Raw genomic sequence first — 25,327 nt, forward strand, 5'->3', positions numbered from 1 at the left:
GGTGGGGGAGGGGCTTCCAGCCGTAGGGCTCCTCCGTGTCATGCTTGGGATGGATGGCATTGCCTGGGGAGGCACTCCGCATGGGTAGGGCCTTGCGATTCACGTCACGTGAAGAGTCGATTCGGACGGAGCTGCTGACGGACCTGATTGACGTCGGCAGCTACAAGGACATCCACGACGTCCTGGAGGCGCGTGTCCTCCAGCTGTGCCGGGCGGACCACTTCGCGCTGGGCTGCGCCAACCTGGATGGCTCCGTGGGGCTCCAGTGGACGAGCCGCACGACGATGCCCCTGCTCAAGCACTACTCCGATTGGGTGACGAACGACTTCGTCTTCCAGGCCACGATTGCCCAGCCCAACCGCGTGTTGAGCACGGCGGAGATGCTCCGGGGACAGAAGCTGGACGCCATGGAGACCCGTCAGCGAAGCGTGGAGGCGGGGCTGGACCTGCGGCACGTGATGGCGACGCTGCTCATTGAAGAGCAGCAGGGCCTCAAGGGCGGGCTCGCGGTCTACAGCGAGGCCTCCCGGCCCTTCCCGGCGCGCAGCCAGCAGCTGTTGCAGCAACTGGTGCCCGCCATCCACCGCGCGGTCAGCCGGGTGCAGAAGCTCCATGCGCAGGGATTGGAGTTGGACCTGCTCAAGGCCAGCGCCGTCGAGCCCGGGGCCCTGCTGGTGCTGACGCCCTGGGGCCGGGAGATGGTCCGGACGAACGCGGCCACGCGGCTGTTGGAGAAGTGGTTCTCGCGCTCGGAGCTGACGCCGCAGGGGATTCCCCAGGCGTGGGTGAAGCGCGTGGAGGCGTTGTCGCGCGTGAAGGGGATGTTCCCCCCGGACCTGCTCAGGGATGCGCGGGATGCGGACGGAGAGCAATTGCAGGTGACGTTCTCCCTCTCCACCATCCCCTGGGCAGGCAATCCCCTGTGGCAGGTCCGCATCGTCGAGCGTCCGCACTGGCTGCGGGAGGACTGGCTGCGATTGCTGTCGCCCGCGGAGCGCGTGGTGGCGGATGGTCTCTACCAGGGCCTGTCGAACCAGGACATGGCGCGCCAGATGAAGAAGTCGGTGCAGACGGTGAAGGATCAGGTGAAGGCCATCTACCGGAAGACCGGGACCCAGAGCCGGGGCCGGGACCGGGCCCGCATGAAGTTCCTCACCGAGGGTCGCCGCGCGTAGCAGGCGGCCACGCCCGGCAGGCCCGCCATACCTCTTTGGGGGGATGGGCCCTGTTTCCGCCCTCGTAATACTTGATGGGTATTGCAAACGGGGGTCGTACCCATGGGCAAGGCACGGAAGTTCCTGTCGCGTGAGCAGGCGTTGGTCGCGGAGTTGAAGGAAGCGCTGGGCAACGCCCGGACGCTGGAGGACGTCTATGAAGCCCTCTCCCGGGCGCTCCTCTCGCTCTGCGAGGCGGACCACCTCGCGGTGGGCTGCGCGAACCCGGATGGGACGGCGGGGTTGCAGTGGAAGACAGACACCGTCCACCCCCTCCTCAAGGATTACGCGGAGTGGGTGCAGGAGGATTTCGTCTTCCGCGCCACGGTGGTGCAGCCCAACCTGGTGCTCAGCGACGAGCAGATGCTGCGGGGGCAGGCGCTGGTGGAGACGGAGACCTTCCGGCGCAGCCAGGGCGCGGGGCTGAAGCTCAAGCGCGTGCTGGCGTCACTCCTCTTCACGGAGCAGGACCTGAAGGGCGGCATCGCGATGTACCGGGAGTCCACCCGGCCCTTCACGCTCCGGGCGCAGTGGTTCCTGCAGCAGATCATCCCGTACATCTCCCGGGCGGTGGCGCGGCTCCAGGAACTCTACGCCGTGCGCTTCGAGCGGGACCTGCTGAAGGCCATCGCGATGGGGGCGAGCCCGGTGCTGGTGCTCAACAGCCTGGGGCGGAAGGTGGTGGACACGGGGCCGGCCATTCCGCTGCTGGAGCGGTGGTTTCCGTCCCATGAACTCAGCGACGGGGTTCCCCGCGCCTGGGCGGAGCGGGTGAGGGCGCTGTCCCGCTTCGATGTCGCGGTGGATCCGCGGCTGGAGTCCCTCACGCTGGAGCGCGGCGCGGACCGGCTGGACGTGACGTTCGGTCCCTCCGCCGTCAGCTGGGGGGGCCGCAATCTGTGGCAGGTGCGGATGCACGAGCGGGTCCACTGGCTGCGCCCGGACTGGAAGGAGAAGCTCACCGCCCAGGAGTCACGCGTGGCGGACTGTCTTCACGAAGGCCTGGCGAACAAGGAGATCTCCTCCCGGCTCGGGTGCTCCGTGGAGACGGTGAAGGTCCACATCAAGTCGCTGTTCGAGAAGACCGGCATCCACAGCCGCGGGGAGTTCGTCGCCAGGGGCCGCCGAGAGTGAGACGGCCGGTTGGAGCTCGTCACCCGGGGACAGCGCTCATAGCGCGCGGGCGAAGAACTCCCGCAGGTGGCGGGCGTAGCCTTCGGGATCCTTCTGGGCGTATTCGCCGTGGGCCGCTTCCGGCACCAGCCACTGCTCGCGGGGCTCGCAGGCGGCGCGGTAGAGGCGGCCGTCCAGCTTCTGGGGACCGTCCGGGTCGCTGCCTCCGTTGATGAGCAGCAGCGGCCGGCCTTCCAGCCGGCACATGCCGTCCACGGGCCTCACCGCGTCCACGTCGATGCCGGACCGGCGCAGGCCCCACAGCACCGCCCAGGTGCTCAGGCCGTAGTGCGAGCCCATGTCCCCCGCCAGGTCCGGGAACGCTCCCGCCGCCGCCACCGCCCTCACCCGCGCGTCCTCCTGCGCCACCAGCAGCGCCGTCGTCCCGCCCATGGAGAATCCGAACAGGCCCACGCGTCCCGGGGTGACGTCCGGCCGGGCCCGAACGAAGGCCAGGGCCGCGCGCACGTCCTCGCGCTCACTGTCGCCCCAGCCAATCGCGTCGCCTTCGCTCTCACCCTGGCCGTGCAGGTCGAAGAGCAGCACGCCGTGCCCCGCCTCCGACAACACCCGGGCTTCGAAAAGCACACGCGTGCGGTTGTCCGCGAAGCCGTGCACCAGCACCACCGCCGTCCCGTCGCGCGACGGCACGTACCACCCTTGAAGCTTCCGCCCCGCGGCCTCGAAGGACACGTCCTCCATGTCTGGCAGCGCGTCCGGGCCGGAGGGCCGAGTCACCGGGATGCGCGCCGGGTGCACCAGCGCCTGGGCCGTGCGCAGGCCTCGCGCCGCCGTGAACCCGCCCGTGCCCAGCGCGCCCAGCGCGAGCCCCAGCGCGGCGATGCGACCCCAACGGACGCGGTACTGCTTCGTGGACACGGTCAGCTCCGGACGGGGCCGCTCCCCGCGCGCCAGCGCTCGACGAGGTTCGTCACGGCGGTCCCCCAGTCGGGGTACTCGAAGGTGAAGCCCGCGTCCAGCAGCCGCCCGGGCACCACGCGGCGGCTCTTGAGCAAGAGCTCCGTGTCCGTGCGCATGAAGAACGCGCCCACCTCCAGCATCCACTTCGCCGCCGGCAGCCCCACGCTCACGTGCGCCGCCTCGCGCAGCTTCGCCATCAGCTCCCGCTGGGGCAGCGGGTTCGGCGAGGCCAGGTTCACCGGCCCGTCCAGGTCGTCGCGCTCCAGCAGCAGCTGCACCGCTCGCACGAAGTCCCGGCCGTGGATCCACGACACGTACTGCCGCCCGCTGCCCGCGGGGCCTCCCAGTCCCCGGCGCGTCAGGCCCAGGAGCACGTCGAAGATGCCCTCCTTGTCCGGGCTCATCACCATCGCCGTGCGCAGCGCCACCTTGCGCGTGTGGGGCGTGTCTGCTTCCGCCAGCGTGCGCTCCCAGGCCTGCGCGATGTCGATGCTGCGCTTCCAGTACGCGGGCACCCCCGGCTCGTTCCCGCCAATGAGCCCGGTGGCCTCGTCGTTGGGCGCGTCCATCCGGTGCGCGTACAGCGTCGCGGTGCTCATCTGCAGCCACACGCGCGGCGGCTTCGCGGCCTGCTGGATGGCCTGGCCCACCACCCGCGTGGAGTCCACCCGCGAGTCCATCATCTGGCGCAGGTTCTCCTCCGTGTAGCGGCAGTTCACGCTGCGTCCCGCCAGGTTGATGACCGCGTCGGCGCCGTCCACCTCCTTCGCCCAGTCACCCAGGGTGCGCCCGTCCCAGGACACCGTGCGCGCCTCTCCCTGGCCTCCCCGGCTGATGAGGACGACGTCATCCCCCCGCGCGGTGAACGCCCGCGCCAGCAGGGCGCCCACCTGTCCCGTGCCACCCGGAATCACGACCTTCATGAACGAAACCCCCTCATTTGGTGCGACACCCGGAGGCATAGCGTGCGCCCCGTCCGGGCCGCCCGGCTCCCGGAGCCAGGCCCCCGGGCCGTCCTGGTGCCGTCGATGAGCCCCGCTTTTCCCCGGCTCCGGAGCCCGGCGGTGGGGCATTTCCCGGGATGTCCCGGGTCGGGCGGGAGAAACCAACCGGCTCGGAGGGAAAATGCGGCGCGTCACGCAACCGGGCCCGTGTCCGGACGACAATGCGTCATCCCCCCACCTCGAATCCTGAGGGCCGTCATGATCATCCCGTCCCGCCCGCTCTCCGCGACCCGCCCCTCGACGAACTCCGCGTCGGCCCCGGCCAACACGGCCCGTGTCACCCCGAAGGCGTTCTCGTCGGTCTCCACGTTCGAGGCCGGCCCTTCGGCGAAGAAGGCCCCGACGACGCCCACGACGCCGGTGCCCGCGCCGCAGGTGCCGGTGGAGGACGTGCCGCCCAAGTCGGATCCTCGCTACGACGGGCTGAAGGACCAGGCGCTGATCAACGCGCTGCATGACGCGGTCAGCAAGCACAAGGACCTGGGCTACAACCAGGCGCGCAAGGTCATCTTCACCACGCTCGATAACCACGACGGCAAGGTGAAGTGCGTCTACACGGGCAAGGAAGTGCAGACGAACAAGATTCCCAACAGCAACGTGATGAACACCGAGCACACCTGGCCCCAGTCCAAGGGCGCCACGGGCGCGGCGAAGGCGGACCTGCACCACCTGTTCCCCACGGACAGCAAGGCCAACTCCATCCGCGGCAACTACCCCTTCGGCACGGTGAAGAACGTGAAGTGGGAGGAGAACGGCGCCAGGTTCGGCACCGACGAGAAGGGCCGCACCGTCTTCGAGCCGCCCGACGAGCACAAGGGCAACGTGGCGCGCGCGCTGTTCTACTTCTCCACCGTCTACAACAAGCACATCCCCGCGGACGACGAGGCCGTGCTCAAGCAGTGGAACACGCTGGACAAGGTGGACGCGGCGGAGGTGGCGCGCAACGACGCCATCGAGACCTACCAGCAGAACCGCAACCCCTTCGTGGACGACGCGTCGCTGGCCGACCGCATCGCGGACTTCTAGACTCCGGGGCATGTCCCGTCCGTTCGCGCCCCTGTGGGCGCTCGTCCCTGGCCGCACCGGTGTCCCCCTGCTGAAGGTGGGGGGCACGCCCGAGGCGCCGGGGCTCCTGGAGTGGCCCGCCTGCGCGATGTGCGGCGGGCCCCAGCGCTTCCTCTTCCAGTTGCCGCACGTCGAAGGACGGCTGGACCTGGCGCCGCACGCGTCGGTCCACGTCTTCCAGTGCGAGAACCCCGACACCGTCTGTTTCCGCTGGGACCCGGAGGAGGGCGCCAACGCGGCCGTGCCGGTGAAGGCGGGCGCGCCTTCCGTGAGCGCGCCGCCGGGGCCGGTGAAGCCGTACGCGGAGTGGACGCTCGGCTTCGAGCCCGCCACCGAGGACACCGAGGCCCTGTCGGTGGACGTCAACGAGGCCACCGAGGAGCAGCTCCTGGCGCTGGACCGCGCGCAGGCGGAGGCGCCGGAGAGCAAGGTGGGCGGCGTGCCCGGTTGGCTCAACGGCGAGGCCACGCCGGAGTGCTGTGACGCGCCCATGCACTTCGTCGCGCAGCTGGCCGCGATGCCGTTCGGCCTGGACTTCGGCGACAACGGCCGGGGCTACCTCTTCCGGTGCACCCGCGAGGACTGCGTGCGCCCCTTCCGCTTCCTCACCCAGGGCGCCTGAGCCTCACCGCTGCATCGCCTTGAGCAGCTTCTGGGCGTCCTCCGCGCTGAGCTTGCCGGCCTCCACCAGATCCAGCACGCGGCGCATCTCGTCGTCGGGGATGCCCCGGGCCTGCTGCGGAGACGGGGGATGCACGGGCGGCCGCGGCCGGTGGTGCCGGTCGCCCGGGCCCGCCCAGGGCGGCGCGCCCCAGGAGTTCGCCCAGGCGTGGGCCCACTGGTTCGCGTGGCGCTCGGCGCGGCGCTGCCAGCGCTCCGCCTGACGCTGCCAGCGCAGCGAGTCCTCCTCCCAGCCCTCCGCGTCCTCGCCGCGTGAACGGCCCGACTCGCGGATGCGTACCGAGCCCAGCTCCGTCTCCAGCAGGATCGTCGTGGCCGCCTGGGGGTTGGACGGGTAGCGCGTCTGCTCCGTGCCCAGCGACGTATGGGCGGAGATGTTCACGTCCAGCCCGGGCACCAGGCGCAGCTCCACCGCGCCCACCTGCGTCCCGATGCGGTGCTCGCCCACGTCCAGCGCGTCCACGTCCAGCTTCACCGCGCCCGCGGCGGCGTGGACGTGGAGGGTGCCGCCCACGCGCTCGCCGATGATCCGTCCCGCGCCCGTGCGCAGGGTGAGCTTGCCGTGCACGTCGCGCAGGCTCGCCGTGCCCGCGTCGGTGTTCAGCTCCAGCTCGCAGTCCTTCAGGCCGGAGATGCGCACCGCGCCCGCGTCCAGCAGGAGCTTCGCGCGCACGTCGGGCGGCACGAACAGCTCCGCCTGTCCGCCGTGGCGCCAGAACAGTGACAGGAAGCCGGCCTCGCGCGGCATCAGCTCCACCTTCGTCACCCGGCCATGCTCCTGGATGCGCGTCTCCACCCGGCCGTGTGTCACCAGGTAGGGCTTCTCTCCCTCCGGCAGCGGCGACACGACGAGCGTGGCGGCGGGCGCGTGCAGCACCAACTCCGCGTGCTGTCCCCACGGAATCGCGTGGCGCTGGGTGCCGTCGCGCGAAGAAGACGAGGCGTCGGAGGACGGCGTGGCTTCAGGGTCCATCATGGGTGGTTACTCCCGTGCCTTCTTGAGACGTTGAGCGGCCTCGTCCGCGTCGATGAGCCCGGCCGCGAGGTCATCGAGAATCTGCGCCCGGCGCGGAGAGCCACGCTCCCGGGGCGGAGGTGGCGGAGCAGGAGGCGTGGGAGGCGGCGGGACTCCGGGCGCCTGGCCCAGGGCCTCCACCACGTCGTCCAGCCGCGACACCACCGTCGGATAGGAGAGGCCCAGCGCCTGCTCCACGTCCTTGATCTTCCCCCGGCACGCGATGAACACGCGCACGAACGCGAGCTGCTCCGGCGACAGCTGCTGCACCCAGCCCGTCGTGAAGCGCCCCTCCACCGCGGACGCGCACCCGTCGCAGCGCACCCGTTCGATGACGGTGCCGCCTCCACAGACGGGGCAGCGGGTGGGCACGGGCCAGGCGGACTTGGAGGTCGTCATGGTGGATTCTTCAGAAAATCAATTTGTGAATTGAGAATATTTATTTCTACGGGGCTGGCAAGGGCGGGAGTTCATTTCCAGGAAAGACGGACACTTCCGAGCCGGTGGCCACGAAGGCGGAGTGGGGCGTGCCCCGGAGGCACTCCGTGAAGGCGGGGCCGTAGAAGCGGGCCACGTCGCAGTCGAAGGCGGTCTCCTGGGCGCGCCAGACGGTCCAGCGGGGATGCTCCACGCGGTACTCGGCGCAGCCGCCGTCGCGCTGGGCGGTGTAGCCCCAGTAGTGCTCGGTGATGAACTCCTCCTGGGAGCCAGGGGCGCTCTCGGCCGGTGTGCCGAGCGTCCGGGCCGACAGCTGGTGCCAGCGGCCGTGGGACTTCCAGGCGTACTCGACGTGGCCGGGCGCGCCGGTGTCCGCGCCGTCCATGTTCACGGCGTGGCGCATGGGGTGCGCGACGTAGGGCTCGTTGTAGAGGACACGCGCCACGGTGGCGATGGCGAGCCGGGGCACGATTTCGCGCACGAACACCACGCCGCGCCGCCAGCCTTCGGGGCCCAGGCGGCGCACGTAGAAGCGCAGGTTCACCTCATCGAAGTCCCGGTGGAACGGCACCGCGAGTCCCCGCACGCGCGTGTCGAGGAAGCGGAAGCCGACCATGCTCGCGAACGTGCGGCCCTGCCACGCGTCGAGCTCCGTGCCACGGGGGACGAGGGGCCGCAGAACCGCCGGATCTACCTCGTAGTTGAGCATCAGCAGGTACCGCCACGTCGCCGTCAGGAAGGGGCGCATGCGCGAGGTCTAGCGCGCACGCGACGCCCGGGCCCAGGGCCACCCCCTTGTGCGGCTTCTGTCGAGCAGAAGCGCGGGCCGCCGTTCAGGGAACAGAGGGCTGCGCCTGCGGTTTCCTGGAGGTGAGCCCCCGCTCCAGCCGCTCCCGCCACTTCAGCGCGGGCCGCTCCACGCCATGGTGCAGCGCGAGCGAGGCGAGCAGCACCGCCACGGCTCCACCCAACAACGTGACGACGTGGAACGCGTCCATTCCATGGGGCGCCAGCGCGTCCCGCACTCCGTGCTGCACGGCCTTGTGCGTGAGGTAGATGGTGAAGCTCAGGACCGCGAAGGTCTTCACGCCCGGGATGCGGGCGCAGACGCGCGAGGCCGCGGGGCCCGCCAGCGCCATCAGCAGCGCCGCGAAGCCCAGGGCGGCCAGGGGGAACGACAGCAGGACATAGGGGAGGTAGCGGAAGTGCTCCTCGTTGATGAAGAGCACGCCGCCCAGGCACGCGAGTCCCACGACGGTCAGGCCCCGCGCGCGGGCGCCGCGAGTCCAGCGCTCCCAGGCCTGTGGCCGGAAGACGCGCAAGGCCGCGAGCAGCACGCCGCACGTCAACCCGTCGAGCCGCGCGTACGTCGGGTAGTAGAGCAGCATGTCGAAGTCGCGCCACCCTGGATCGGCGGGACCGAGCTCGGAGAAGTACCGCAGCCACAGTCCACCGCGCAGGAGCATGCCTCCGCCCATCACGGCCGCGGCGATCGCGATGAGGGACGGCGCGCGAAGGCGTCCGCGCAGCGCGAGGACGGTGAGCGGCAGCACCAGGTAGAAGTGCTCCTCCACGCACAGCGACCACGCGTGGGAGAAGCCGTTGATGCGCAGGCCGAAGTTCTGCGTGAAGGTGAGGAAGCGCCACGCGGGCGTCACCAGGGGCCGTTCGGTCCAGGCCGGCACGAAGAGGTAGAGGCCCAGCACGACGAGGAAGGACGGAAGGATGCGCAGTGCGCGCCGCAGGTAGAAGCGCCGCAGTGACGGCGTCTCACCGCGCGACACCGGCTCCAGGAGTTGCGAGCCGATGAGGAAGCCGCTGAGCACGAAGAACAGCTCCACACCCGTCCAGCCGAAGTTGGCGAACGCCTGGTAGGCCTCGGGGCCTTGGGGGCGGGGGTAGTGGTAGACGACGACGACGAGGATGGCCAGGCACCGGAGCAGGTCCAGGCCGGCCAGATGGCGCGGTTCGGTGGCGTTCAGCGGAGTCAGCTTTCAGCGGGGGGATGTGCCCGATGCTAGCAAGACGCGCCCGGGCCGCCAGTGACACGCTGCCCAGCCCATTCGGGACGCGTCGGGCCAGACGCACCGGCCACGAGTTTGGCGCAGGCCTCCCGCACGGATGCGCCCATGGCCCGACCGACCAGGCGCCAGGCCCTCGGAAGCGAATGCGCTCCAGGGCGATGAGAAGGTGAGAACCCGTTGAGGGCTCCCCGTCAGTGGCGAACCGAAAAAACCTGTCCGACAGTCGGACAGGCTTCGAGACCTCCGAGTTCCTCCCGTCCGCGGCACCCCTCACGAACCTGTCCGACTGCCAGCCCAGTCTTGGGAACCGCGGCTGGCTCGCCGTCCGGGCCGCGAAAACCTGTCGGACAGTCGGACCGGTTTGGAGAACCGAGGCTGGTGAGGAGTCCATGCCGCCCGAGCAGCGGAAACTTGTCGGACAGTCGGACAGGTTTGAAGAACCGAGGCTGGTGAGGAGCCCATGCCGCCCGAGCAGCGGAAACTTGTCGGACAGTCGGACAGGTTTGAAGAACCGAGGCTGGTGAGGAGCCCATGCCGCCCGAGCCGCGGGAACCTGTCGGACAGTCGGACCGGTTTTGCGATCCGCGGCGGGTGGGGGCCCCCCTCTCCGCCCGAGCCGCGGGAACCTGTCCGACAGTCGGACCGGTTCTGGGAACCGTCACCAGGGGAGGCCACCTCCCCGTCAGGAAGGTGGAAACCTGTCGGACAGTCGGACCGGTTTGGGAGAACCGCGGCTGATGGGGCGCCCCCTCGCCTCCCGGGAATCAGAAACCTGTCCGACAGTCGGACCGGTTTGGGAGAACCGCGGCTGAGGGGGCGCCCCCTCGCCTCCCGGGAATCAGAAACCTGTCGGACAGTCGGACCGGTCTTGTGGACCGTTGGTGGGGGCTCCCGCTCCAGCCATCGGAAACCTGTCGAACAGTCGGACAGGTTTTGGAGTGCCGGCCCCAGGGAGGCCTTCTCTTCGTCCGGGCCGCGGAAACCTGTCCGACTGTCGGACAGGTTTTGGGGCTGTGTCGGGCGGGAGGTGGGCATCATGGTCCGGGAGCTCGGGCGCCCTCGGGTTCTCGCTTCGGACGGCGCCCTGGTCGCGCCTGGCACGCTCAGTGCCTGTTCCGGCTCCTCCCGCGAATCCGGCCCCTTGGGTTCAGGGCGTCTGGGCGTCCAGGTCCTCCACCCGCGCTCCCAAGCGCGTCGGTACACGTGCCAGGACTCGGAGCTCCCTCGCTGAACGCTCGGTGTGCGCGTCCGCGCCGTTGAGCGCGGTCGTGCACCAGGCGTGCAACTCGCGCAACGCTCCGGCGAGGAAGGCCTCCCGCGTGGCCCTCCGCTGCACCTTGCCGCTGGAGGTCTTGGGCCGGCTTCCCAGGTTCGATGAGCACCACCGCGCGGGGCCTCACCTCGTGCACCGTCGCCAGACGTCCTCGGATGGCGCCCAGCACTGGCGCCACTTCACCGTCCCACTTGCGTGCATCCACCTCCTGCACCACGACGAGGTGTTCTTCGCCGTCCATCTCCACGCCGAAAGTCACGCCGCATCCGGGCCTGAGCGCGGGGTGGCTCTCCTCCACCACCGACTCCAGGTCCTGTGGGTACAGGTTCCGGCCGCGTATGATGATCAGGTCCTTCTCTCTCCCCGTGACGTACAGCTCTCCGTCGTCCAGGAAGCCCAGGTCCCCGGGCCGCAGGTACGGCCCGTCTCCCTGCGCGGTCCGCGCCTGGAACACTTGCGCGGACTCCTCATCGCGCCTCCAGTAGCCCTTCGCCACGCTGGGCCTCTTCACCCAGACCTCGCCCACCTCGCCCGGCGGGAGCTCGCGACCAGTGCCCGGCGCCACGATGCACAGGGATTGATCCGGCAGCGTCGCGCCGCTGCTCACCAACGTCCGGGCCGCTCCAATGGGGGCCCGCGCGCTGCCTGCCTCCAGCGCGGCGGTGTCCACGTCGCGGAAGATGGGCGCGGCCTCCTTCGCGCCGCCGGAGACGATGAGCGTCCCTTCCGCAAGGCCGTAGCATGGGTAGAACGCCTCGCGCCGGAAGCCATGCGGTCCGAACGCCTCCGTGAAGCGCTCCAGCGTGTCCGGGCGGATGGGCTCCGCGCCGCAGAACGCCACCTCCCAGTGGCTCAGGTCCACGCCCCCCGTTCCGCGGGCGGGATGCGCCGCACGCACAGGTCGAACGCGAAGTTGGGCCCGCCGCTGATGGTGCCGCCGAAGCGGGTGAGCGCCTCCAGCCACGCGCGGGGCCGCTTGAGGAACGTCAGCGGCGACATCATCACTGTGTGGAAGCCCTGCGCCAGCGGCACCAGCACGCCTCCAATGAGCCCCATGTCGTGATACGGCGGCAGCCAGATGACGCCCACGCTGTCGTCGCGCGTCTGGAAGGCGCGGCAGATGGCCCCAGGTTGTGCAGCAGGTTGCCGTGGCTGAGCACCACGCCCCGGGGCGCCCCCGTGCTGACTGCGGCTTTGTTCGTCGAGCAGGTCTATCAGCGTGACGGACATGCGCACCTCAATAGCTGCCGCCAATCATCAGAACGCCCGCGTAGCGACCGTCCCCCGCGCCAATGTCCTGCGAGGGCGCGAAGTCCTGTCCGAAGAGGAAGCTGTAGCTGCCGCGCACCTCTGCCGTGAGCTGGGGGTTGATCTTGAAGCGCACGCCCGCTCCCACTGGCGCGTAGCCCCCGGTGTCGTCGAAGAACCGGAAGAAGTTGCCCTCGCGCACCGAGTAGCGCTCGACGCCGATGCCCCCGAGCACATAGGGCTGCAGCCGGGTGGGGGTGAAGCCAATCGTGAGCGCCGCCTGCGCTCCGTTCCGCACGATGTCCGGCGTGCCGAAGAAGTCGGAGCTGTCCGCGACGGACAGGCTGCTCACGCCGCCGCTGTAGCCCAGCTCCAAGCCCAGGTAGTCATTGGCGCGGTAGCCCACGACGACGCCATACGACGGCCCTGGATCCAGGTTGGGCGCGAGCTTGCCCGTGTAGCCCTCCACGCCCAGTCCGAGGAGGAAGTAGGGGCCCCGCCAATCCACCCGGCCCACCTGCGTGGGCGCGTCCGGCGGTGGGTCCTGGGCCCTGGCGGCGCCACCCGTCAGTCCTGCCATGCAGAGCCCCAACGCGATGCTTCGCCTCATGACCGCTCCCTCCATGTGTCTCATGCGCAGCCAGAAGGTGGTCTCCGGGGGAGGGGCGAACAACGAACGGACAGGCGGTACCCCGGAGGCCCACGGCGCCCCGGAGGGCGGGGGCGGCGGCGCACGAAGCCAGGCCCCTGCCTGCCTCCCTGCCCATCCCCTGTGATGCCCCGCGCCCGGCTTCCACCTTGAGCCATACCCGGATGCCCGCGGTACCTCTCCTCGCGTTCGGGACGGGAGCACTCCGCCATGAACGACGCCGCCCACCCCCAGTCCGTCGCGGGCCCGTCCACCGCTTCACGCATCCAGGCCCGCGCCCGGCGCGTGCTCGCGCACCTGGACGCGGTGCTGCCGGACGTGAACGCGCTCTACACGGACCTGCATGAACACCCGGAGCTGTCCGGCCAGGAAGCGCGCACGGCCGCCGAGGTGGCGCGCCGGTTGGAGACGGAGGGCTACGAGGTGAGCCGGGACGTGGGCGGCCACGGCGTGGTGGGCCTGCTGCGCAACGGCGACGGGCCTACGGTGCTCCTGCGTGGGGACATGGACGCGCTGCCCGTGGAGGAGAAGACGGGGCTGCCGTACGCGAGCCGCGCGCGGACGGAGGACGGTGAGCCGGTGATGCACGCGTGCGGCCATGACGTCCACACCGCGTGTCTGGTGGGCACGGCGGCGGTGCTGGCGCGCTCGCGCGACGCGTGGCGCGGCACGGTGATGGTGGTGGGGCAGCCGGCGGAGGAGACCCTCCAGGGCGCGAAGGCGATGCTGGACGCCGGGCTCTACTCGCGCTTCGGCACGCCGGACGCCGTGCTGGGCCAGCACACGGCGCCGCTGCCGGTGGGCACCTTCATGCACCGCGAGGGTGTGGCGATGATGGGCTCCGCGCATGTGCGGATCCGCCTCTTCGGCCGGGGCGCGCATGGAGCGCAGCCGGAGCTGTCCGTGGACCCCGTGGTGCTCGGGGCCAGTGTGGTGCTGCGACTGCAGACCATCGTGTCGCGCGAGCTGTCGCCGCTGGAGGCCGCGGTGGTGACGGTGGGCCACTTCCAGGCGGGCTCGCGCGCGAACGTGATTCCAGAGGAGGCGCTGCTGGAGCTGACGGTGCGCACGGAAGACGACGCGGTGCAGGCTCGGGTGCTCGCCGCCATCGAACGCATCGCGAAGGGTGAGGCCGCGGCGGCGGGCGCGCCGGAGCCTCCCCAGGTGGAGGTCCTGAACCGAGGGCCGGTGAACCGCAACGACCCGGAGCTCCTCCGCCGCGTCCGGGACGCGCACGCGGAATGGTTCGGTCACGACGCGCTGGTGCCGGGCGTGCTCGGCACCGCGAGCGAGGACTTCCCCTTCTTCGCCCAGGGGCCGGAGCATCCGGTGCCCACCGCGTACTGGTACGTGGGCATCACGCCGCGAAAGGTATGGGAAGAGGCGCCGGGCACGACGCCCCAGGAGAAGGTGGCGCACGTCCCCGGGCCGCACTCCGGTCGCTATGCCCCGGACCGCGAGGGGTCGCTGCACAGCGGCTGCGAGTCACTCGCCGTGGCGGCGCTGGCCTGTCTGCACGGGGGCGATGCGTCCGTGGACCATTGAATAAGGCCCCGGCCTGGAACGGGGCCGCTGGCCCGGCTGGCTCCCCGTCGCTTGCCCCCGCCGCGAGTGCCTCCAACTTGAGAGGCGGACGACACTTCTGGAGGACATCCTGATGAAGCTTCCGCTCATGGCCTCGATGACCGCGCTCCTGCTGGGCGGCTGTGCCACGCAGACCGCGTCCGTTCCACAGGAGTCCCCGTCCGAGGCATTCGCCAGCGATGAGATGTCCTGGGACTCCGAGGAGTCACCTCGCACGCAGGAGATGCAGCGCAAGCATGACCTGAACTTCTACGGAACCGTGGGCGCCGAGGCCCAGGCCAACGCGGAAGCCACCGGAGGCACGGGCATCCAGCGGTCCTCGAAGCCAGAGGACTTCAAATGCGTGGACGCCAACGAGGCGGGCACGGGCGGCTCGGGCGGCATCGACATGCGCGGCGCGGACAACCTGGCCCCGGAAGTCGTGCCGTCGCAGAACCCCGGCGCGCGGTTGGACATCATCCCGGAGGCCTGGAACCGCAACAAGGGCATCGGCACGAGCCCCGTGGCGCCGTCCACCGGCACGCCTCCCGCGGAGGGCAGCGGCGGCGCCGGCCATTAGGCTCTGACGCCTCAGCCCTGCTGCTTCACCAGCCGGGTCAGTTCGCGGTCCAGCGTGGCCGCGAACTGCTGGCGGTCCTGCGGTGAGAAGCCGCCAGGGCCGCCCGTGTTCACGCCGCTGTCGCGCAGCTCCTGCATGAAGTTCCGCATCGACAGGCGCTCGTCGATGGTCTCCGGCGTGAAGAGCTCCCCGCGCGGATCCATCACCACGACGCCCTTGGGGACGAGCAGCGCGGCCAGCGGGATGTCCTGCGTGACGGCCAGGTCCCCGGCCTCCGCGGACGTGGCGATGTGCCGGTCCGCCACGTCCAGCCCCGCGCCCACCTGCACGGTGGACACGTACGCCAGGCGCGGCAGCGCCAGCGGCTTGTTCGCCACGAAGACGATGGGCACCTTCACGCGCTGCACGGCGCGCAGCAGGATGTCCCGCACGGGCCCCGGACACGCATCGGCATCGATCCAGATTTTCATGCGGACCATCCTCGCTGATTTTCTCCCGCGTGACGCGGGCCGCGCGCGGGGAGCGGAGATTCGCTAGAAGCAGCTCCGTGCTTCCGGCGTCCTCCCCGTCCCGCCGCGACTTCGCGGCTTCGTCCCTCGCGGCCTGGCTGCTGTGTCTGGGGTTGTTCGCGGTCTACACCGCGAGCCAGGTGCAGATGCAGACGGACTCGCTGTGGTCCATCCCCTCCGCGGCCAGCATCCTCCACGAGGGCAACGCCGACCTGGACGAGTACGCGCCGTCGTTCGCCCCGGCGACCGCGTACGCGCGAGGCGTCCACGGCGGCCACACCTATTACGAGTACCCGCCTGGGGTGATGGTCTCCGCGCTCCCGTTCCTGGCGGCCGCGGAGGGGCTGTTCTCGCTGGGACGGCCGCTGCTCACGCACCTGGGGACTCCCGGCGCGGATGCGCTGGCGTGGCTGGAGTTGTTCCGGAGCACCGGCAAGGTGGACCTGGGCTCCTTCCACCGCACCGAGAATCTCATCGCTTCGTTCTACGTGTGCGCCGCCGCGGGCGTGCTGCTCGTCGCGCTGCGAAGGCGCGTGTCGCCCCGCGCCGCGCTCGTCACCGTCCTGCTCTTCGGGCTGGGGACGACGGCGTACTCCACCGCCAGCCGCGTCCTCTGGCAGCACGGCCCCGGGCTGCTCGCCATCGCCTGTGTCGTGCTGCTGCTGGCGAGGCCCGCGCAGACGCCGCGCACCGCGTTCCTCGCCGGGCTCGCGGTGGCGCTCGCGTATGTGTGCCGGCCCACGCACTCCCTCTCCGTGGTCGTCGTCACCGCGTACTTCGCCCTGCGCTTCCGCCGCCTGCTGCCCGCGTACTTCGCGGGCGCGGCGCTCGTGGCGCTGCCGTTCTGCGGGTACAACCTCCACACCTACGGCTCGCTCCTGTCGCCGTATTACACGCACCCGCTGGACGTCATGGGTTCGCGCTTCCTCATGGCGCTGGCCACGAACCTGGTGAGCCCGTCGCGCGGGCTGCTCCTCTATTCGCCGTTCCTGGTGCTCGCCGGGGTGGGGTTCGTCCAGCGGTGGCGCCGCCGGGAGCTGGAGCCCTCCGAGAAGGCCTTCGCCGTCATCGTGCTCCTGCATTGGGTGGCCATCTCCGCGTTCCCCGTCTGGTGGGCGGGGCACTCCGTGGGGCCGCGCTTCTTCACGGACGTGCTGCCCTATCTGGCCGTCTTCCTCGCGTACCCCGTGCAGCTCGCGGTGGATGCGCCCCGCCAGCATCGCGCCCTGGTGGGCGTGCTCGCCGCGACGGCCGCCTTCAGCTTCGTCTTCCACTGGCGCGCCTCCACCTCCTACGACGTGCATGCGTGGAACTCCGTGCCGGTGGACGTGGACAGCGCGCCGGAGCGCGTCTGGGACTGGAAGGATCCGCAGTTCCTGCGAGCCATTCCGGCCCGCTTCCGCGGCAACTCCCTCTAGGGCAGGGGCTCTGTCGCCTGCCTGCCTCCCAACATGCGTCAGCGCCCGGACAGCCAAGGGGCTTGGCGTGCGCCGGGGACACCCGCAGCTTTCCACCGGACCTTTCCGCTTGAAGGAGGCGGTGTCATGGCGAAGGTGATGAGCAAGCTGCCGCGCGCGCTGGGGTGGTTCAGCGTGGGCCTGGGCGTCACGGAGTTGTTGGGGGCGTGGAACCTGCTCCGGTTCTTCGGCATCTCGCGCGGGGACAAGTGGGTGCGGGCCTACGGCGCCCGGGAGCTCGCCGCCGGTGTGGCCCTGCTGAGCCCCGCGAAGAAGCGCCCGTGGCTGTGGGCGCGCGTGGCCGGTGACGCGCTCGACCTGGCCACCATGGGCAAGGGCCTGCGTGAGCCGGGCGTGCGCAAGGGCCGCCTGCTCGCCGCCACCGGCGCCGTCGCGGGCATCACGCTGCTGGACATCTACGCCGCCGCGAACGCGTAGGCCGGACGGGACGTGCGCTAGGCTTCCTCCCTCTTCGAAGGAAGGAAGCCCGTGCGTCCCGTTCTCCTGTCCCTGCTGCTCCTGCCCGCGCTCACGGGGGCCGCCGCCCCGAAGGCGCAGGACCCCTTCGTCTTCACGGGCGTGGAGCGCATCGTCGCCGTGGCGGACGTGCACGGTGATGTGGATGCGCTGAAGGAAGTGCTCCGGCTCGCGGGCCTCATCGACGCGAAGGACCACTGGATTGGCGGCAAGGCGCACCTGGTGCAGACCGGGGACCTGCCGGACCGGGGCGACCACACCCGTGACGCCTTCGAGCTGCTCATGCGCCTGGAGACCGAGGCGCGCAAGGCCGGCGGCCGCGTGCACCCGCTCCTGGGCAACCACGAGCTGATGAACATGCGCGGGGACCTGCGCTACGTCACGCCCGGCGAGTTCGCCTCCTTCGCGGACCAGTCCCCCGTCGCTGACGGCCCGGGTGAACCCAAGGGGCTCCACGGCCACTCCGCCGCCTACGCCGCGGACGGGCGCTACGGGAAGTGGCTGCGCTCGCACCCCGCCGTCATCCGCATCAACGACACACTCTTCCTCCACGGCGGCCTGGCACCCAGCGTCCCCGGCACCACGTTGGAGGAGGTGAACCGCTGGGTGTGGCAGGACCTGACGCCGGGACAGGCGCCGGGTGGCGGCGTGGATCCGCAGGGCCCGGTGTGGTTCCGCGGCTACGCCATCGACGACGAGGCGAAGTGGGAAGCGGGCCTCACGCAGGTGCTGGAGCGCTTCGGCGCCCGCCGCATGGTGATGGGCCACACGCCGTCGAAGGATGGCCGGCTCTCCGTCCGCTTCGGCGGCCGCGTCATCGTCATCGACACCGGCCTCAGCACCCACTACGGCCGCCACCTGGCCGCGCTGGAGCTTCGCGGCGACCGCCTCACCGCGCTCTACCCCGAAGGCCGGGTGCCCCTGCTCCCCACACCGAAGGCCGCCGCGCCCAGCCCGCGCCCCGAGGCGAAGACGGGCACGAAGTAGCCGGTCCTCCTCTGAACGCCCACTTGGAGGGTTCACTGGGAGTCTTTTGACTTTGATATTCAGTATCAATATCGTCCGGCCCCATCGAGCGCAGGGAGCCGCGATGCACGAGGGATGCGGGCCACAGGGAAGTGCCGGAGAGCTGCGCTGCATGTGCGGCAGCCTGCTGGCGCGACTGGTGCCGGGCGGCGTGGAGCTGAAGTGCCGCCGGTGTCACCGGACGCAGGTGGTGCCGCTGGAGGCCGGGCCTTCGGCGGAGCCACGAGGCGGCGGTGCTCCCCGGGGCAATGGCGGCTGAGACACTTTGAAAGAACGGGCCTTCCGGTGAGGGGCTCGCGGCAGTGTGTTTCCTGAGGCCCGAGGCCCTTGAGCCCAGCGCCCGACAGGCTTCCCGTGAGCGGAGGCCCCCCGGCTTTCGTGCCGGGAGGACGTGGGATGTCGGGGCGTTGGTGGCTGTGCGCGCTGCTGTGGAGTGCCCTGTCCGGCCTGGCCCGGGCGGAGGACGTGCCGTCCGCGGATGGAGGCGTGGCGCAGGTCGCGTCACCGTCCGAAGCGGAGCCCGCGCAGGCGGCGGAGGCCGCGCCTCCGGTGGAGGAGCCGCCCGCGCTCCAGACGGTGGTGACGGGCTCCCGCACGCAGGAGCGACTGCGCGAGACGCCGGTGGCCACCGAGGTCATCACCCGTTCGGAGATTGTCGCCAGCGGTGCTCGGGACGCGTCGGAGCTGTTGAACGCGCGCCCGGGCTTCGTGGTGCAGCAGGGCTTCTCTGGCTCCGGGCTGTCCATGCAGGGCCTGGCCCCGGAGTACGTGCTGGTGCTGGTGGACGGCGAGCGCGTCACCGGCAAGGTGGACGGCGACATCGACCTGTCGCGCCTGTCGCTGGAGGACGTCGAGCAGGTCGAAATCGTGAAGGGCCCCGGGTCCGTGCTCTACGGCAGCGACGCGGTGGCGGGCGTGGTGAACTTCATCACCCGCCGCGCGCAGCGCACCCTGGGCGCGGACCTGCGCGCCGCGTACGGCACGCTCGGGCGCCTGGACCTGGACGCCACCGGTGAGACGCGCGGCGACGCGTGGGGTCTGCGCATGAGCGCCGGACTCCAGCGGCGCTCCGCCTACGACCTGGACACCTCGGACATCGGCACCACGGGCAGCAGCCTGAGTGGCTACGACCTGTCCGCGCGCGGTGACTGGCGTGGCACGGAGACGCTGTCGCTGGAGGGCACCGCGTCCTATTCGCACCGCATCCAGCGCGGCGTGGACCTGGGCGCCGCGGGCGCGGTGTTCGACCGGGCCACCCGCGACAACACCTTCACCTCGCGCCTGTCCCCGTCCTGGCGGCTGGGTGGGAAGGTGAACCTGCGCACGGACGTGTCCTACGGGCACTATGAGCGGCGCTACCTGCGCGACCAGCGCAACGCCTCCGCGCTGGACACCGTGGAGGACACGCGCGACCAGCAGGCCCGAGTGGGCGCGCAGCTGGACGCGCGTCCCGGCGGCGGCCACGCGCTGGTGGTGGGCACCGAGTACCTGGGCGAATGGCTGCAGTCGGACCGGCTGGACGGTGGACGCGGGCGGCGCGGTCGCGGCTCCCTGTACGCGCAGGACAGCTGGACGCTGTGGGAGCGCCTGGGACTGGTGGCGGTGCGCGGCGGACGGGTGGACGTGGATTCGCAGTTCGGGCTCGCGCTCACGCCCCGCTTCTCGCTGAAGGTGGACCCGCTGTCGTGGCTCACCGTGCGCGGCAGCTACGGCTGGGGCTACCGCGCGCCTGGCTTCCAGGACCTGCTCATCGACTTCGAGAACCCCTCCGTGGGTTACACCGTGCGCGGCAACCCGGACCTGAAGCCGGAGCGCTCGCGCAGCTTCAGCTTCAACGTGGAGACGCGCCCCACTCGTGACTCCGTGGTGTGGGTGGGCCTGTTCCAGCACTCGCTGCGCGACATGATCTCCGCGTCGCTCCAGTCCGAGGGCGACTTCCTGCGCTACTCGTACGTCAACATCGCCCGGGCCCGCGTGCGCGGCGGCGAGCTGGGCCTGCGCCAGACGCTGCCCGGCCGCATCCAGGTGGAGCTGGGCTACACGCTCACCGACGGCACCGACCAGGAGCTGGACCGCGCGCTGGAAGGCCAGGCGCGGCACCGGCTCACCGCGCAGGCCACGTGGCGCCACCGCGAGTGGGGCCTGGAGGCCAACGTGCGCGGCGCGCTCACCGGCGAGCGTCCCTTCCATCCCGATACCAACGGAGACGGTGTGGCGGATTCCTACCGTGCCAGCCCCACCGTCTCCCTGGATGCCCGGGTCGCCTGGCTCATGCCAGCGGGCGGGCTCCAGCTTTTCGTAGTGGGCAGCAACCTCACCGGTGCGGGCAATCCAACGGACCTGCCCATCCCGCCCCGCACCCTCCAGGCCGGTGTCTCCACCCGGTTCTGATTCCTCACCCCTGCACCCTGAAGGAGTCCGCATGTTCCTCATTCCCTTTCGTCCCGGCTTCCTGGGCCGCGCCTGCGCGGCGCTGCTCATCGCGGGCCTGGGCACCGCGTGTGGTGACGACCTCCAGCCCACGCCAGGGCCCGACGAGGACGAGAACCTCGTTACGCCGCAGGACGGCGCGAACCTGAAGCACCACGACAACGGCGACGGCTCGTTCACCTCCGTCGTCGACGCGACCCACGCGGAGGCGTGGGTGGGCGTGGATCTGGACACGGGCAAGGAGGTGAGCGCGACGGAGGACGCGGTCTGGGACCTGGCCTTCCAGCGCTACACGGTGAAGGCGCGCGGCGGTGTCAGCGGCACGGGCGGTGTGCAGGTGGCCATCGTGCCGGGCATGGCGTTCGCGGCGCTCACCCAGGCGCCCGCGTCCGGCTACGTGACGGACGCGGCGGACGGCCCGGACACCGGGGACAGCCCGGACACCGTCTTCAACCTGGGGGACGGCTGGTACGTCTACGACCTGCCGACCCACACGCTCTCACCGCGCGACCAGCTCTACGTCGTGCGCTCGGATTCGGGGACGTACTTCAAGGTGCAGGTGCAGTCGTATTACGACGCCGCCGGCACGCCCGCGATGATGAAGCTGCTCTGGGCGAAGGTGGACGCGCCGGCCGGGGTGCAGCCGTGATGGGCCGCACGGATGTGGCGGGGAGCCCGCTCGTCGCGCTGCGAGAGCGCTGGCTGGCCCTGCGTGAATCCGAGCCGCGCATGCGCATCCGCGACGCGGCGGACCGCCTGGGGGTGAGCGAGGCGGAGCTGCTCGCCACCGGATTGAATGGCGAGTTGGTGCGGCTGGAGCCGCGCCTGGACGTGCTGCTGCCCCGGCTGGAGTCGCTGGGCCGGGTGATGGCGCTCACGCGCAACGCGTCCGCCGTGCATGAGAAGAAGGGCATCTACCGCAAGGTGGAGCTGCACGGCGCCCGCGCGCTGGTGCTGGACGAGGACATCGACCTGCGGCTGTTCCTGTCGCGCTGGTGCTTCGTCTTCGCGCTGCGCGAGGACCTCTCCGGCCAGGTGCGCCGCAGCTTCCAGGTGTTCGACGCGGTGGGCACGGCGGTGCACAAAATCTACCTCCAGGACGACGCGAACGTCGCCGCCTTCGAAGGGCTGGTGCGCGAGCTCCAGCACGAGGACCAGAGCCACGTGCTGGACGTGGTGCCGGCGGCTCCTCCCGCCGAGCCCCGGCCGGATTCGGAGGTCGACACGCTGGGCCTCAAGGCCGGCTGGCGCGCGCTCCAGGACACGCACGAGTTCTTCGCGTTGCTCGGAAAGTTCAAGGTGGCGCGCACGCAGGCGCTGCGGCTCGCGGGGACGGAGTTCGCGAAGCCGGTGACGCCGGACTCGCTGGGCTGGACGCTGGAGCGCGCCGCGGCGTCGGAGCTGCCCATCATGGTGTTCGTGGGCAACCCGGGCGCCATCCAGATCCACACCGGCCCGGTGCGCACGGTGCGGCCCATGGGCCCGTGGATGAACGTGATGGACCCGGGCTTCAACCTGCACGTCCGCGCGGACCACGTCCACACCGCCTGGGTGGTGCGCAAGCCCACGCGCGATGGTGACGTCACCTCGCTGGAGCTGTTCGACAAGGCAGGAGAGAACATCGCGCTGCTCTTCGGCAAGCGGAAGCCGGGCGAGCTGGAGTCCCCCGCGTGGCGGGCGCTGATGGAGGAACTGGTCCGGACGCTGCCCGCGGTTGAGGTGGCGTCATGAGGCGGACGGCCTCGAAGTGGGGCCTCGTCACGGCCCTGTTCGCGCTGGCGGCGCACGCGGCGCCTCCCGCCCCGAAGCCCGCGCCGAAGCTCATCACCATTGGACCCGCCATCACGCAGACGGTGTTCGCGCTGGGCGCGGGCGACCGGGTGGTGGGCGTGGACGACTCCAGCGCGGCGTTGCCGGAGGCGTCGAAGGTGCGCACGGTGGGCTACCAGCGCGCGCTGTCCGCGGAAGGAGTGCTGTCGCTGGGCGCGGGCCTGCTGCTGGGCTCCGCGGAAGCCGGGCCTCCGCCGGTGCTGGAGCAGCTCAAGCAGGCGGGCATGGCGGTGGAGACGTTCGCCAACGAGCCCACGGTGGAGGGTGCGCGTGCGCGCATCCAGGGCATCGCGGAGCGGCTGGGCACACCGGAGCAGGGCAAGGCGCTGGTGGCGAAGCTGGACCAGGACCTGGCGAAGGCGGCGGGCCGCGCGGCGCGGGTGAACGGCGCGAAGCCGCCGCGCATCCTCGCCATCTACGCTCGCGGCGCGGGCACGATGATGGTGGCGGGTTCGGGCACCGTGGCGGACACGCTCATCCGCCTGACGGGCGCGGTGAACGCGGCGGGCTCGCTGCCGGGCTACAAGCCGCTGGGCGCGGAGGCCGTGGTGGCGGCGGCGCCGGAGTTCGTGCTGCTGCCCGCGAGCTCGGTGTCGGCGGTGGGCGGCGCGGAGGGGCTGGCGAAGCAGCCCGGGCTGTCCCAGGTGAAGGGCTGGAAGCTCGTCACCGTGGAGGACGTGGACTTCATGGGGCTGGGGCCCAACCTGGGCCAGGCGGTGGCCCGCGTGCAGGACGCGGTGGCTCCGGCTTCGGCGAAGGGCGGCGGCAAATGAGCGCGTCGGAGGCCATGCCCGTGCCCGCGTCGCGTCCGGTGACTTCACGGCTGCCGGGCGCGGGGCCCTGGGTGACGCTGGGACTGCTGCTGGCGTTGATGGTCCTGGCGGCGCTGGCGGTGGGCTCCATGACGGTGCCGCCGTCCGCCATCCTCGGAAGTCTCTGGGAGGCGCTGGGCCTGGGCGAGGCCTCCCACCGGCTGGACTCCATGCAGCGCGCGGTGCTGTTCACGTTGCGCCTGCCGCGCGTGCTGATGGCCGTGATGGTGGGCGGGGTGCTGGCGACGACGGGCGCCGCGCTCCAGGCCCTCTTCCGCAATCCGCTGGTGGAGCCCGGCCTGCTGGGCACCTCCAGCGGGGCGGCGTTGGGCGCGGTGCTGGCCATCGTGCTGGACGTGACGCTGGCCGCGCACGTGGGGCCCTTCCGGATGCTGGTGGTGCCGGGGGCGGCCTTCCTGGGCGCGCTGGGGGCGACGGTGCTCGCCCTGCGGCTGGGCACGGGAGGAGGGCGCACGGACACGCCGCGCGTGCTGCTGGCGGGCGTGGCGGTGAGCGCGGGCGCGTTCGCGGGCATGGGCCTGCTCACGCACAGCGCTTCGGACGCGCAGTTGCGCACCATCACCTTCTGGAGCCTGGGCAGTCTGGGCGGCGCGTCGTGGGAGACCGTGGGCGCCGCGGCGCTCCCGCTCGCCGTGACGCTGGGGTTGCTCCTGAGCGAGGCGCGGGCACTCAACCTGATGCTCCTGGGCGAGCGTGAGGCGTGGCACCTGGGCGTGGACGTGGAGCGGCTCAAGCGCAAGCTCATCCTCGCCGCCGCGCTGGGCGTGGGTGCCGCGGTGTCGTTCTGCGGGATGATTGGCTTCGTGGGCCTGCTGGTGCCGGCGCTGTTGCGCATCGCACTGGGGCCGGACCACCGGCGGCTGCTGGCCTCGTCCGCGCTGTCGGGGGCTTCGCTGCTGCTCGCGTCGGACCTGCTCGCGCGGACGTTGGCCTCTCCTTCCGAGCTGCCGGTGGGCGCGCTCACGTCCGTGCTGGGCGTGCCCGCCTTCATCGCGCTGCTCGCGCGCAAGGGGGCGGCATGAGCCTGGAGGCGCGCGGCATCGAGGTCTGGCGCGGGCGGGGGAGGGTGGCCGGTCCGCTGTCGCTGGAGGTCCAACCCGGCGAGGTGCTCGCCGTGGTGGGCCCCAACGGCGCGGGCAAGTCGTCCCTGATCGCGGCGCTGTCGGGCGAGCTGCGCTGCAAGACGGGCGACGTGTTCCTGGAGGGCCGAGCGCTGCAACAGTGGCCCTCCCTGGAGCGCGCGCAGCGGCTGGGCGTGTTGCCGCAGGAGTCCTCGCTGGGCTTCGGCTTCACCGCGCTGGAAGTGGCGGTCCTGGGCCGCAGCCCGCATGCCCGGCGTGGCGGTGACGCGTCCGACCTGGACATCGCCCGCGCGGCGCTGGATGCCACCGACACGCAGCACCTGGCCTCGCGCGCGTACACCACGCTCTCCGGTGGCGAGCGGCAACGCGTGCAACTGGCCCGCGTGCTGGCCCAGCTGTGGACGCCGCCCGCGCACGGCCACCGCTACCTGCTGCTGGATGAACCGACGGCGAGCCTGGACCTGTCCCACCAGCACCTGGTGCTGGAGCGCTCCCGAGCGTTCGCGCAGGACGGCGGCGCGGTGCTCGCGGTGTTGCATGACCTGAACCTGGCCGCGCGGTACGCGGACCGCATCGCGGTGTTGGATCAGGGCCGGTGCGTGGAGACGGGCACGCCTTCGGGCGTGCTGACGCCCGGCCTCATCGCGGGCACCTTCGGGTTGCAGGTGGAGGTGGTGTCGCGGCCGGACCTGCCCGGGCCCCTGGTGATTCCCCTGGGCCGCGCACCCGCGCCGTCCTGACCCACGGCCTTCCTCCCGCGAGGAGGGTGTCCACGCGCGAGAACGCCCCTCCAAGGCCACGCGTCGGACCCTCCTCGCGGAAGGACGTTGTGCCC

Annotated in this window: 24 protein-coding genes and 1 pseudogene; 16 read left to right on the forward strand and 9 right to left on the reverse strand. The window is 71.2% G+C overall.

Going from position 1 to position 25,327, the window contains the following annotated elements; all coding sequences use genetic code 11:
• Nucleotides 1–80 precede the first annotated feature (80 nt).
• Together D7Y21_RS10680 and D7Y21_RS10685 are read left to right on the forward strand one after the other, a co-directional pair.
• Nucleotides 81–1,175 carry a helix-turn-helix transcriptional regulator gene (locus D7Y21_RS10680; RefSeq protein ID WP_158627271.1) on the forward strand — a complete coding sequence of 365 codons (1,095 nt, stop codon included), beginning with the start codon at nt 81–83 and terminating at the stop codon, nt 1,173–1,175.
• Between the two features lie 102 nt (nt 1,176–1,277).
• Complete coding sequence (locus D7Y21_RS10685; RefSeq protein ID WP_120565231.1) at nt 1,278–2,348, forward strand: helix-turn-helix transcriptional regulator; 1,071 nt, start codon at nt 1,278–1,280, stop codon at nt 2,346–2,348.
• Nucleotides 2,349–2,384: 36 nt separating this feature from the next.
• On the opposite strand, the gene D7Y21_RS10690 is transcribed toward D7Y21_RS10685, so the two are convergent.
• Both D7Y21_RS10690 and D7Y21_RS10695 read right to left on the reverse strand, forming a co-directional pair.
• Entirely contained in the window at nt 2,385–3,266 is an 882-nt protein-coding gene (locus D7Y21_RS10690; protein ID WP_121712973.1) for an alpha/beta hydrolase, read from the reverse strand.
• A 2-nt stretch (nt 3,267–3,268) separates the two neighbouring features.
• Entirely contained in the window at nt 3,269–4,231 is a 963-nt protein-coding gene (locus D7Y21_RS10695; protein WP_121712975.1) for a TIGR01777 family oxidoreductase, read from the reverse strand.
• A gap of 279 nt (nt 4,232–4,510) precedes the next feature.
• Here D7Y21_RS10695 and D7Y21_RS10700 point away from each other — a divergent pair, with 279 nt between their 5' ends.
• Nucleotides 4,511–5,338: an endonuclease I family protein gene (locus D7Y21_RS10700; protein ID WP_120565228.1), complete on the forward strand. Its 828-nt coding sequence runs from the start codon at nt 4,511–4,513 to the stop codon at nt 5,336–5,338.
• Between the two features lie 10 nt (nt 5,339–5,348).
• Nucleotides 5,349–5,999, forward strand: coding sequence for a hypothetical protein (locus tag D7Y21_RS10705; RefSeq protein ID WP_120565227.1), 651 nt, complete (start codon nt 5,349–5,351; stop codon nt 5,997–5,999).
• 3 nt (nt 6,000–6,002) lie between these two features.
• Here D7Y21_RS10705 and D7Y21_RS10710 read toward each other — a convergent pair whose 3' ends face one another.
• The 6 genes and pseudogenes from D7Y21_RS10710 to D7Y21_RS10735 form a co-directional block, all read right to left on the reverse strand.
• Nucleotides 6,003–7,034 carry a hypothetical protein gene (locus D7Y21_RS10710; RefSeq protein WP_121712977.1) on the reverse strand — a complete coding sequence of 344 codons (1,032 nt, stop codon included), beginning with the start codon at nt 7,032–7,034 and terminating at the stop codon, nt 6,003–6,005.
• 6 nt (nt 7,035–7,040) lie between these two features.
• Nucleotides 7,041–7,472 carry a DUF2089 domain-containing protein gene (locus tag D7Y21_RS10715; protein ID WP_121712978.1) on the reverse strand — a complete coding sequence of 144 codons (432 nt, stop codon included), beginning with the start codon at nt 7,470–7,472 and terminating at the stop codon, nt 7,041–7,043.
• 46 nt (nt 7,473–7,518) lie between these two features.
• Nucleotides 7,519–8,259 carry a YqjF family protein gene (locus D7Y21_RS10720; protein ID WP_120565224.1) on the reverse strand — a complete coding sequence of 247 codons (741 nt, stop codon included), beginning with the start codon at nt 8,257–8,259 and terminating at the stop codon, nt 7,519–7,521.
• A gap of 85 nt (nt 8,260–8,344) precedes the next feature.
• Nucleotides 8,345–9,502, reverse strand: coding sequence for an acyltransferase family protein (locus D7Y21_RS10725; RefSeq protein ID WP_370038435.1), 1,158 nt, complete (start codon nt 9,500–9,502; stop codon nt 8,345–8,347).
• A 1,136-nt stretch (nt 9,503–10,638) separates the two neighbouring features.
• Nucleotides 10,639–12,038 (reverse strand): annotated as a pseudogene (locus D7Y21_RS10730) (AMP-binding protein).
• A 7-nt stretch (nt 12,039–12,045) separates the two neighbouring features.
• Complete coding sequence (locus D7Y21_RS10735; RefSeq protein WP_120565281.1) at nt 12,046–12,666, reverse strand: outer membrane beta-barrel protein; 621 nt, start codon at nt 12,664–12,666, stop codon at nt 12,046–12,048.
• 249 nt (nt 12,667–12,915) lie between these two features.
• Here D7Y21_RS10735 and D7Y21_RS10740 point away from each other — a divergent pair, with 249 nt between their 5' ends.
• Together D7Y21_RS10740 and D7Y21_RS10745 are read left to right on the forward strand one after the other, a co-directional pair.
• The gene (locus tag D7Y21_RS10740) at nt 12,916–14,250 is read left to right on the forward strand and encodes an amidohydrolase (protein ID WP_121712982.1); all 1,335 of its coding nucleotides are present in this window, start codon (nt 12,916–12,918) and stop codon (nt 14,248–14,250) included.
• Between the two features lie 112 nt (nt 14,251–14,362).
• Nucleotides 14,363–14,848 (forward strand): hypothetical protein, encoded by a 486-nt coding sequence (locus D7Y21_RS10745; RefSeq protein WP_120565221.1) that lies wholly within the window; start codon nt 14,363–14,365, stop codon nt 14,846–14,848.
• Nucleotides 14,849–14,859: 11 nt separating this feature from the next.
• Here D7Y21_RS10745 and D7Y21_RS10750 read toward each other — a convergent pair whose 3' ends face one another.
• On the reverse strand, nt 14,860–15,318 hold the full coding sequence (locus tag D7Y21_RS10750; RefSeq protein WP_120565220.1) for a YaiI/YqxD family protein: 459 nt from the start codon (nt 15,316–15,318) through the stop codon (nt 14,860–14,862).
• A 77-nt stretch (nt 15,319–15,395) separates the two neighbouring features.
• On the opposite strand from D7Y21_RS10750, the gene D7Y21_RS10755 reads away from it, so the two are divergent.
• From D7Y21_RS10755 to D7Y21_RS10800, 10 genes are all read left to right on the forward strand, one after another.
• Entirely contained in the window at nt 15,396–16,775 is a 1,380-nt protein-coding gene (locus D7Y21_RS10755) for a hypothetical protein (protein ID WP_121712983.1), read from the forward strand.
• Between the two features lie 126 nt (nt 16,776–16,901).
• On the forward strand, nt 16,902–17,252 hold the full coding sequence (locus D7Y21_RS10760) for a hypothetical protein (protein ID WP_120565218.1): 351 nt from the start codon (nt 16,902–16,904) through the stop codon (nt 17,250–17,252).
• A gap of 51 nt (nt 17,253–17,303) precedes the next feature.
• The gene (locus D7Y21_RS10765) at nt 17,304–18,278 is read left to right on the forward strand and encodes a metallophosphoesterase (protein ID WP_121712985.1); all 975 of its coding nucleotides are present in this window, start codon (nt 17,304–17,306) and stop codon (nt 18,276–18,278) included.
• 151 nt (nt 18,279–18,429) lie between these two features.
• Nucleotides 18,430–18,576 carry a hypothetical protein gene (locus D7Y21_RS10770; RefSeq protein WP_233591739.1) on the forward strand — a complete coding sequence of 49 codons (147 nt, stop codon included), beginning with the start codon at nt 18,430–18,432 and terminating at the stop codon, nt 18,574–18,576.
• Between the two features lie 137 nt (nt 18,577–18,713).
• Nucleotides 18,714–20,708 (forward strand): TonB-dependent siderophore receptor, encoded by a 1,995-nt coding sequence (locus tag D7Y21_RS10775; RefSeq protein WP_121712987.1) that lies wholly within the window; start codon nt 18,714–18,716, stop codon nt 20,706–20,708.
• Between the two features lie 31 nt (nt 20,709–20,739).
• On the forward strand, nt 20,740–21,396 hold the full coding sequence (locus D7Y21_RS10780; protein WP_121712989.1) for an HmuY family protein: 657 nt from the start codon (nt 20,740–20,742) through the stop codon (nt 21,394–21,396).
• Nucleotides 21,396–22,478, forward strand: a complete 1,083-nt coding sequence (locus D7Y21_RS10785; protein WP_121712991.1) for a hemin-degrading factor — start codon at nt 21,396–21,398, stop codon at nt 22,476–22,478. Before D7Y21_RS10780 ends, D7Y21_RS10785 begins: the two co-directional genes overlap by 1 nt.
• Complete coding sequence (locus D7Y21_RS10790; protein WP_121712992.1) at nt 22,475–23,350, forward strand: hemin ABC transporter substrate-binding protein; 876 nt, start codon at nt 22,475–22,477, stop codon at nt 23,348–23,350. Before D7Y21_RS10785 ends, D7Y21_RS10790 begins: the two co-directional genes overlap by 4 nt.
• Entirely contained in the window at nt 23,347–24,432 is a 1,086-nt protein-coding gene (locus D7Y21_RS10795; protein ID WP_120565211.1) for an iron ABC transporter permease, read from the forward strand. The genes D7Y21_RS10790 and D7Y21_RS10795 overlap by 4 nt, the downstream gene beginning before the upstream one ends.
• On the forward strand, nt 24,429–25,232 hold the full coding sequence (locus D7Y21_RS10800) for a heme ABC transporter ATP-binding protein (protein WP_121712994.1): 804 nt from the start codon (nt 24,429–24,431) through the stop codon (nt 25,230–25,232). Before D7Y21_RS10795 ends, D7Y21_RS10800 begins: the two co-directional genes overlap by 4 nt.
• The last annotated feature ends 95 nt before the right edge of the window (nt 25,233–25,327 follow it).

Source organism: Corallococcus sp. AB045, assembly GCF_003668895.1.
GTDB lineage: Bacteria > Myxococcota > Myxococcia > Myxococcales > Myxococcaceae > Corallococcus > Corallococcus coralloides.

Coding starts and splice junctions, on each gene's coding strand:
- D7Y21_RS10800 (WP_121712994.1), top strand. CDS start 24,429: ATGAGCCTGGAGGCGCGCGGCATCGAGGTCTGGCGCGGGCGGGGGAGG.
- D7Y21_RS10790 (WP_121712992.1), top strand. CDS start 22,475: ATGAGGCGGACGGCCTCGAAGTGGGGCCTCGTCACGGCCCTGTTCGCG.
- D7Y21_RS10700 (WP_120565228.1), top strand. CDS start 4,511: ATGATCATCCCGTCCCGCCCGCTCTCCGCGACCCGCCCCTCGACGAAC.
- D7Y21_RS10685 (WP_120565231.1), top strand. CDS start 1,278: ATGGGCAAGGCACGGAAGTTCCTGTCGCGTGAGCAGGCGTTGGTCGCG.
- D7Y21_RS10760 (WP_120565218.1), top strand. CDS start 16,902: ATGGCGAAGGTGATGAGCAAGCTGCCGCGCGCGCTGGGGTGGTTCAGC.
- D7Y21_RS10705 (WP_120565227.1), top strand. CDS start 5,349: ATGTCCCGTCCGTTCGCGCCCCTGTGGGCGCTCGTCCCTGGCCGCACC.
- D7Y21_RS10695 (WP_121712975.1), bottom strand. CDS start 4,231: ATGAAGGTCGTGATTCCGGGTGGCACGGGACAGGTGGGCGCCCTGCTG.
- D7Y21_RS10785 (WP_121712991.1), top strand. CDS start 21,396: ATGGGCCGCACGGATGTGGCGGGGAGCCCGCTCGTCGCGCTGCGAGAG.
- D7Y21_RS10750 (WP_120565220.1), bottom strand. CDS start 15,318: ATGAAAATCTGGATCGATGCCGATGCGTGTCCGGGGCCCGTGCGGGAC.
- D7Y21_RS10770 (WP_233591739.1), top strand. CDS start 18,430: ATGTGCGGCAGCCTGCTGGCGCGACTGGTGCCGGGCGGCGTGGAGCTG.
- D7Y21_RS10780 (WP_121712989.1), top strand. CDS start 20,740: ATGTTCCTCATTCCCTTTCGTCCCGGCTTCCTGGGCCGCGCCTGCGCG.
- D7Y21_RS10740 (WP_121712982.1), top strand. CDS start 12,916: ATGAACGACGCCGCCCACCCCCAGTCCGTCGCGGGCCCGTCCACCGCT.
- D7Y21_RS10720 (WP_120565224.1), bottom strand. CDS start 8,259: ATGCGCCCCTTCCTGACGGCGACGTGGCGGTACCTGCTGATGCTCAAC.
- D7Y21_RS10795 (WP_120565211.1), top strand. CDS start 23,347: ATGAGCGCGTCGGAGGCCATGCCCGTGCCCGCGTCGCGTCCGGTGACT.
- D7Y21_RS10775 (WP_121712987.1), top strand. CDS start 18,714: ATGTCGGGGCGTTGGTGGCTGTGCGCGCTGCTGTGGAGTGCCCTGTCC.
- D7Y21_RS10715 (WP_121712978.1), bottom strand. CDS start 7,472: ATGACGACCTCCAAGTCCGCCTGGCCCGTGCCCACCCGCTGCCCCGTC.
- D7Y21_RS10745 (WP_120565221.1), top strand. CDS start 14,363: ATGAAGCTTCCGCTCATGGCCTCGATGACCGCGCTCCTGCTGGGCGGC.
- D7Y21_RS10735 (WP_120565281.1), bottom strand. CDS start 12,666: ATGAGGCGAAGCATCGCGTTGGGGCTCTGCATGGCAGGACTGACGGGT.
- D7Y21_RS10680 (WP_158627271.1), top strand. CDS start 81: ATGGGTAGGGCCTTGCGATTCACGTCACGTGAAGAGTCGATTCGGACG.
- D7Y21_RS10710 (WP_121712977.1), bottom strand. CDS start 7,034: ATGATGGACCCTGAAGCCACGCCGTCCTCCGACGCCTCGTCTTCTTCG.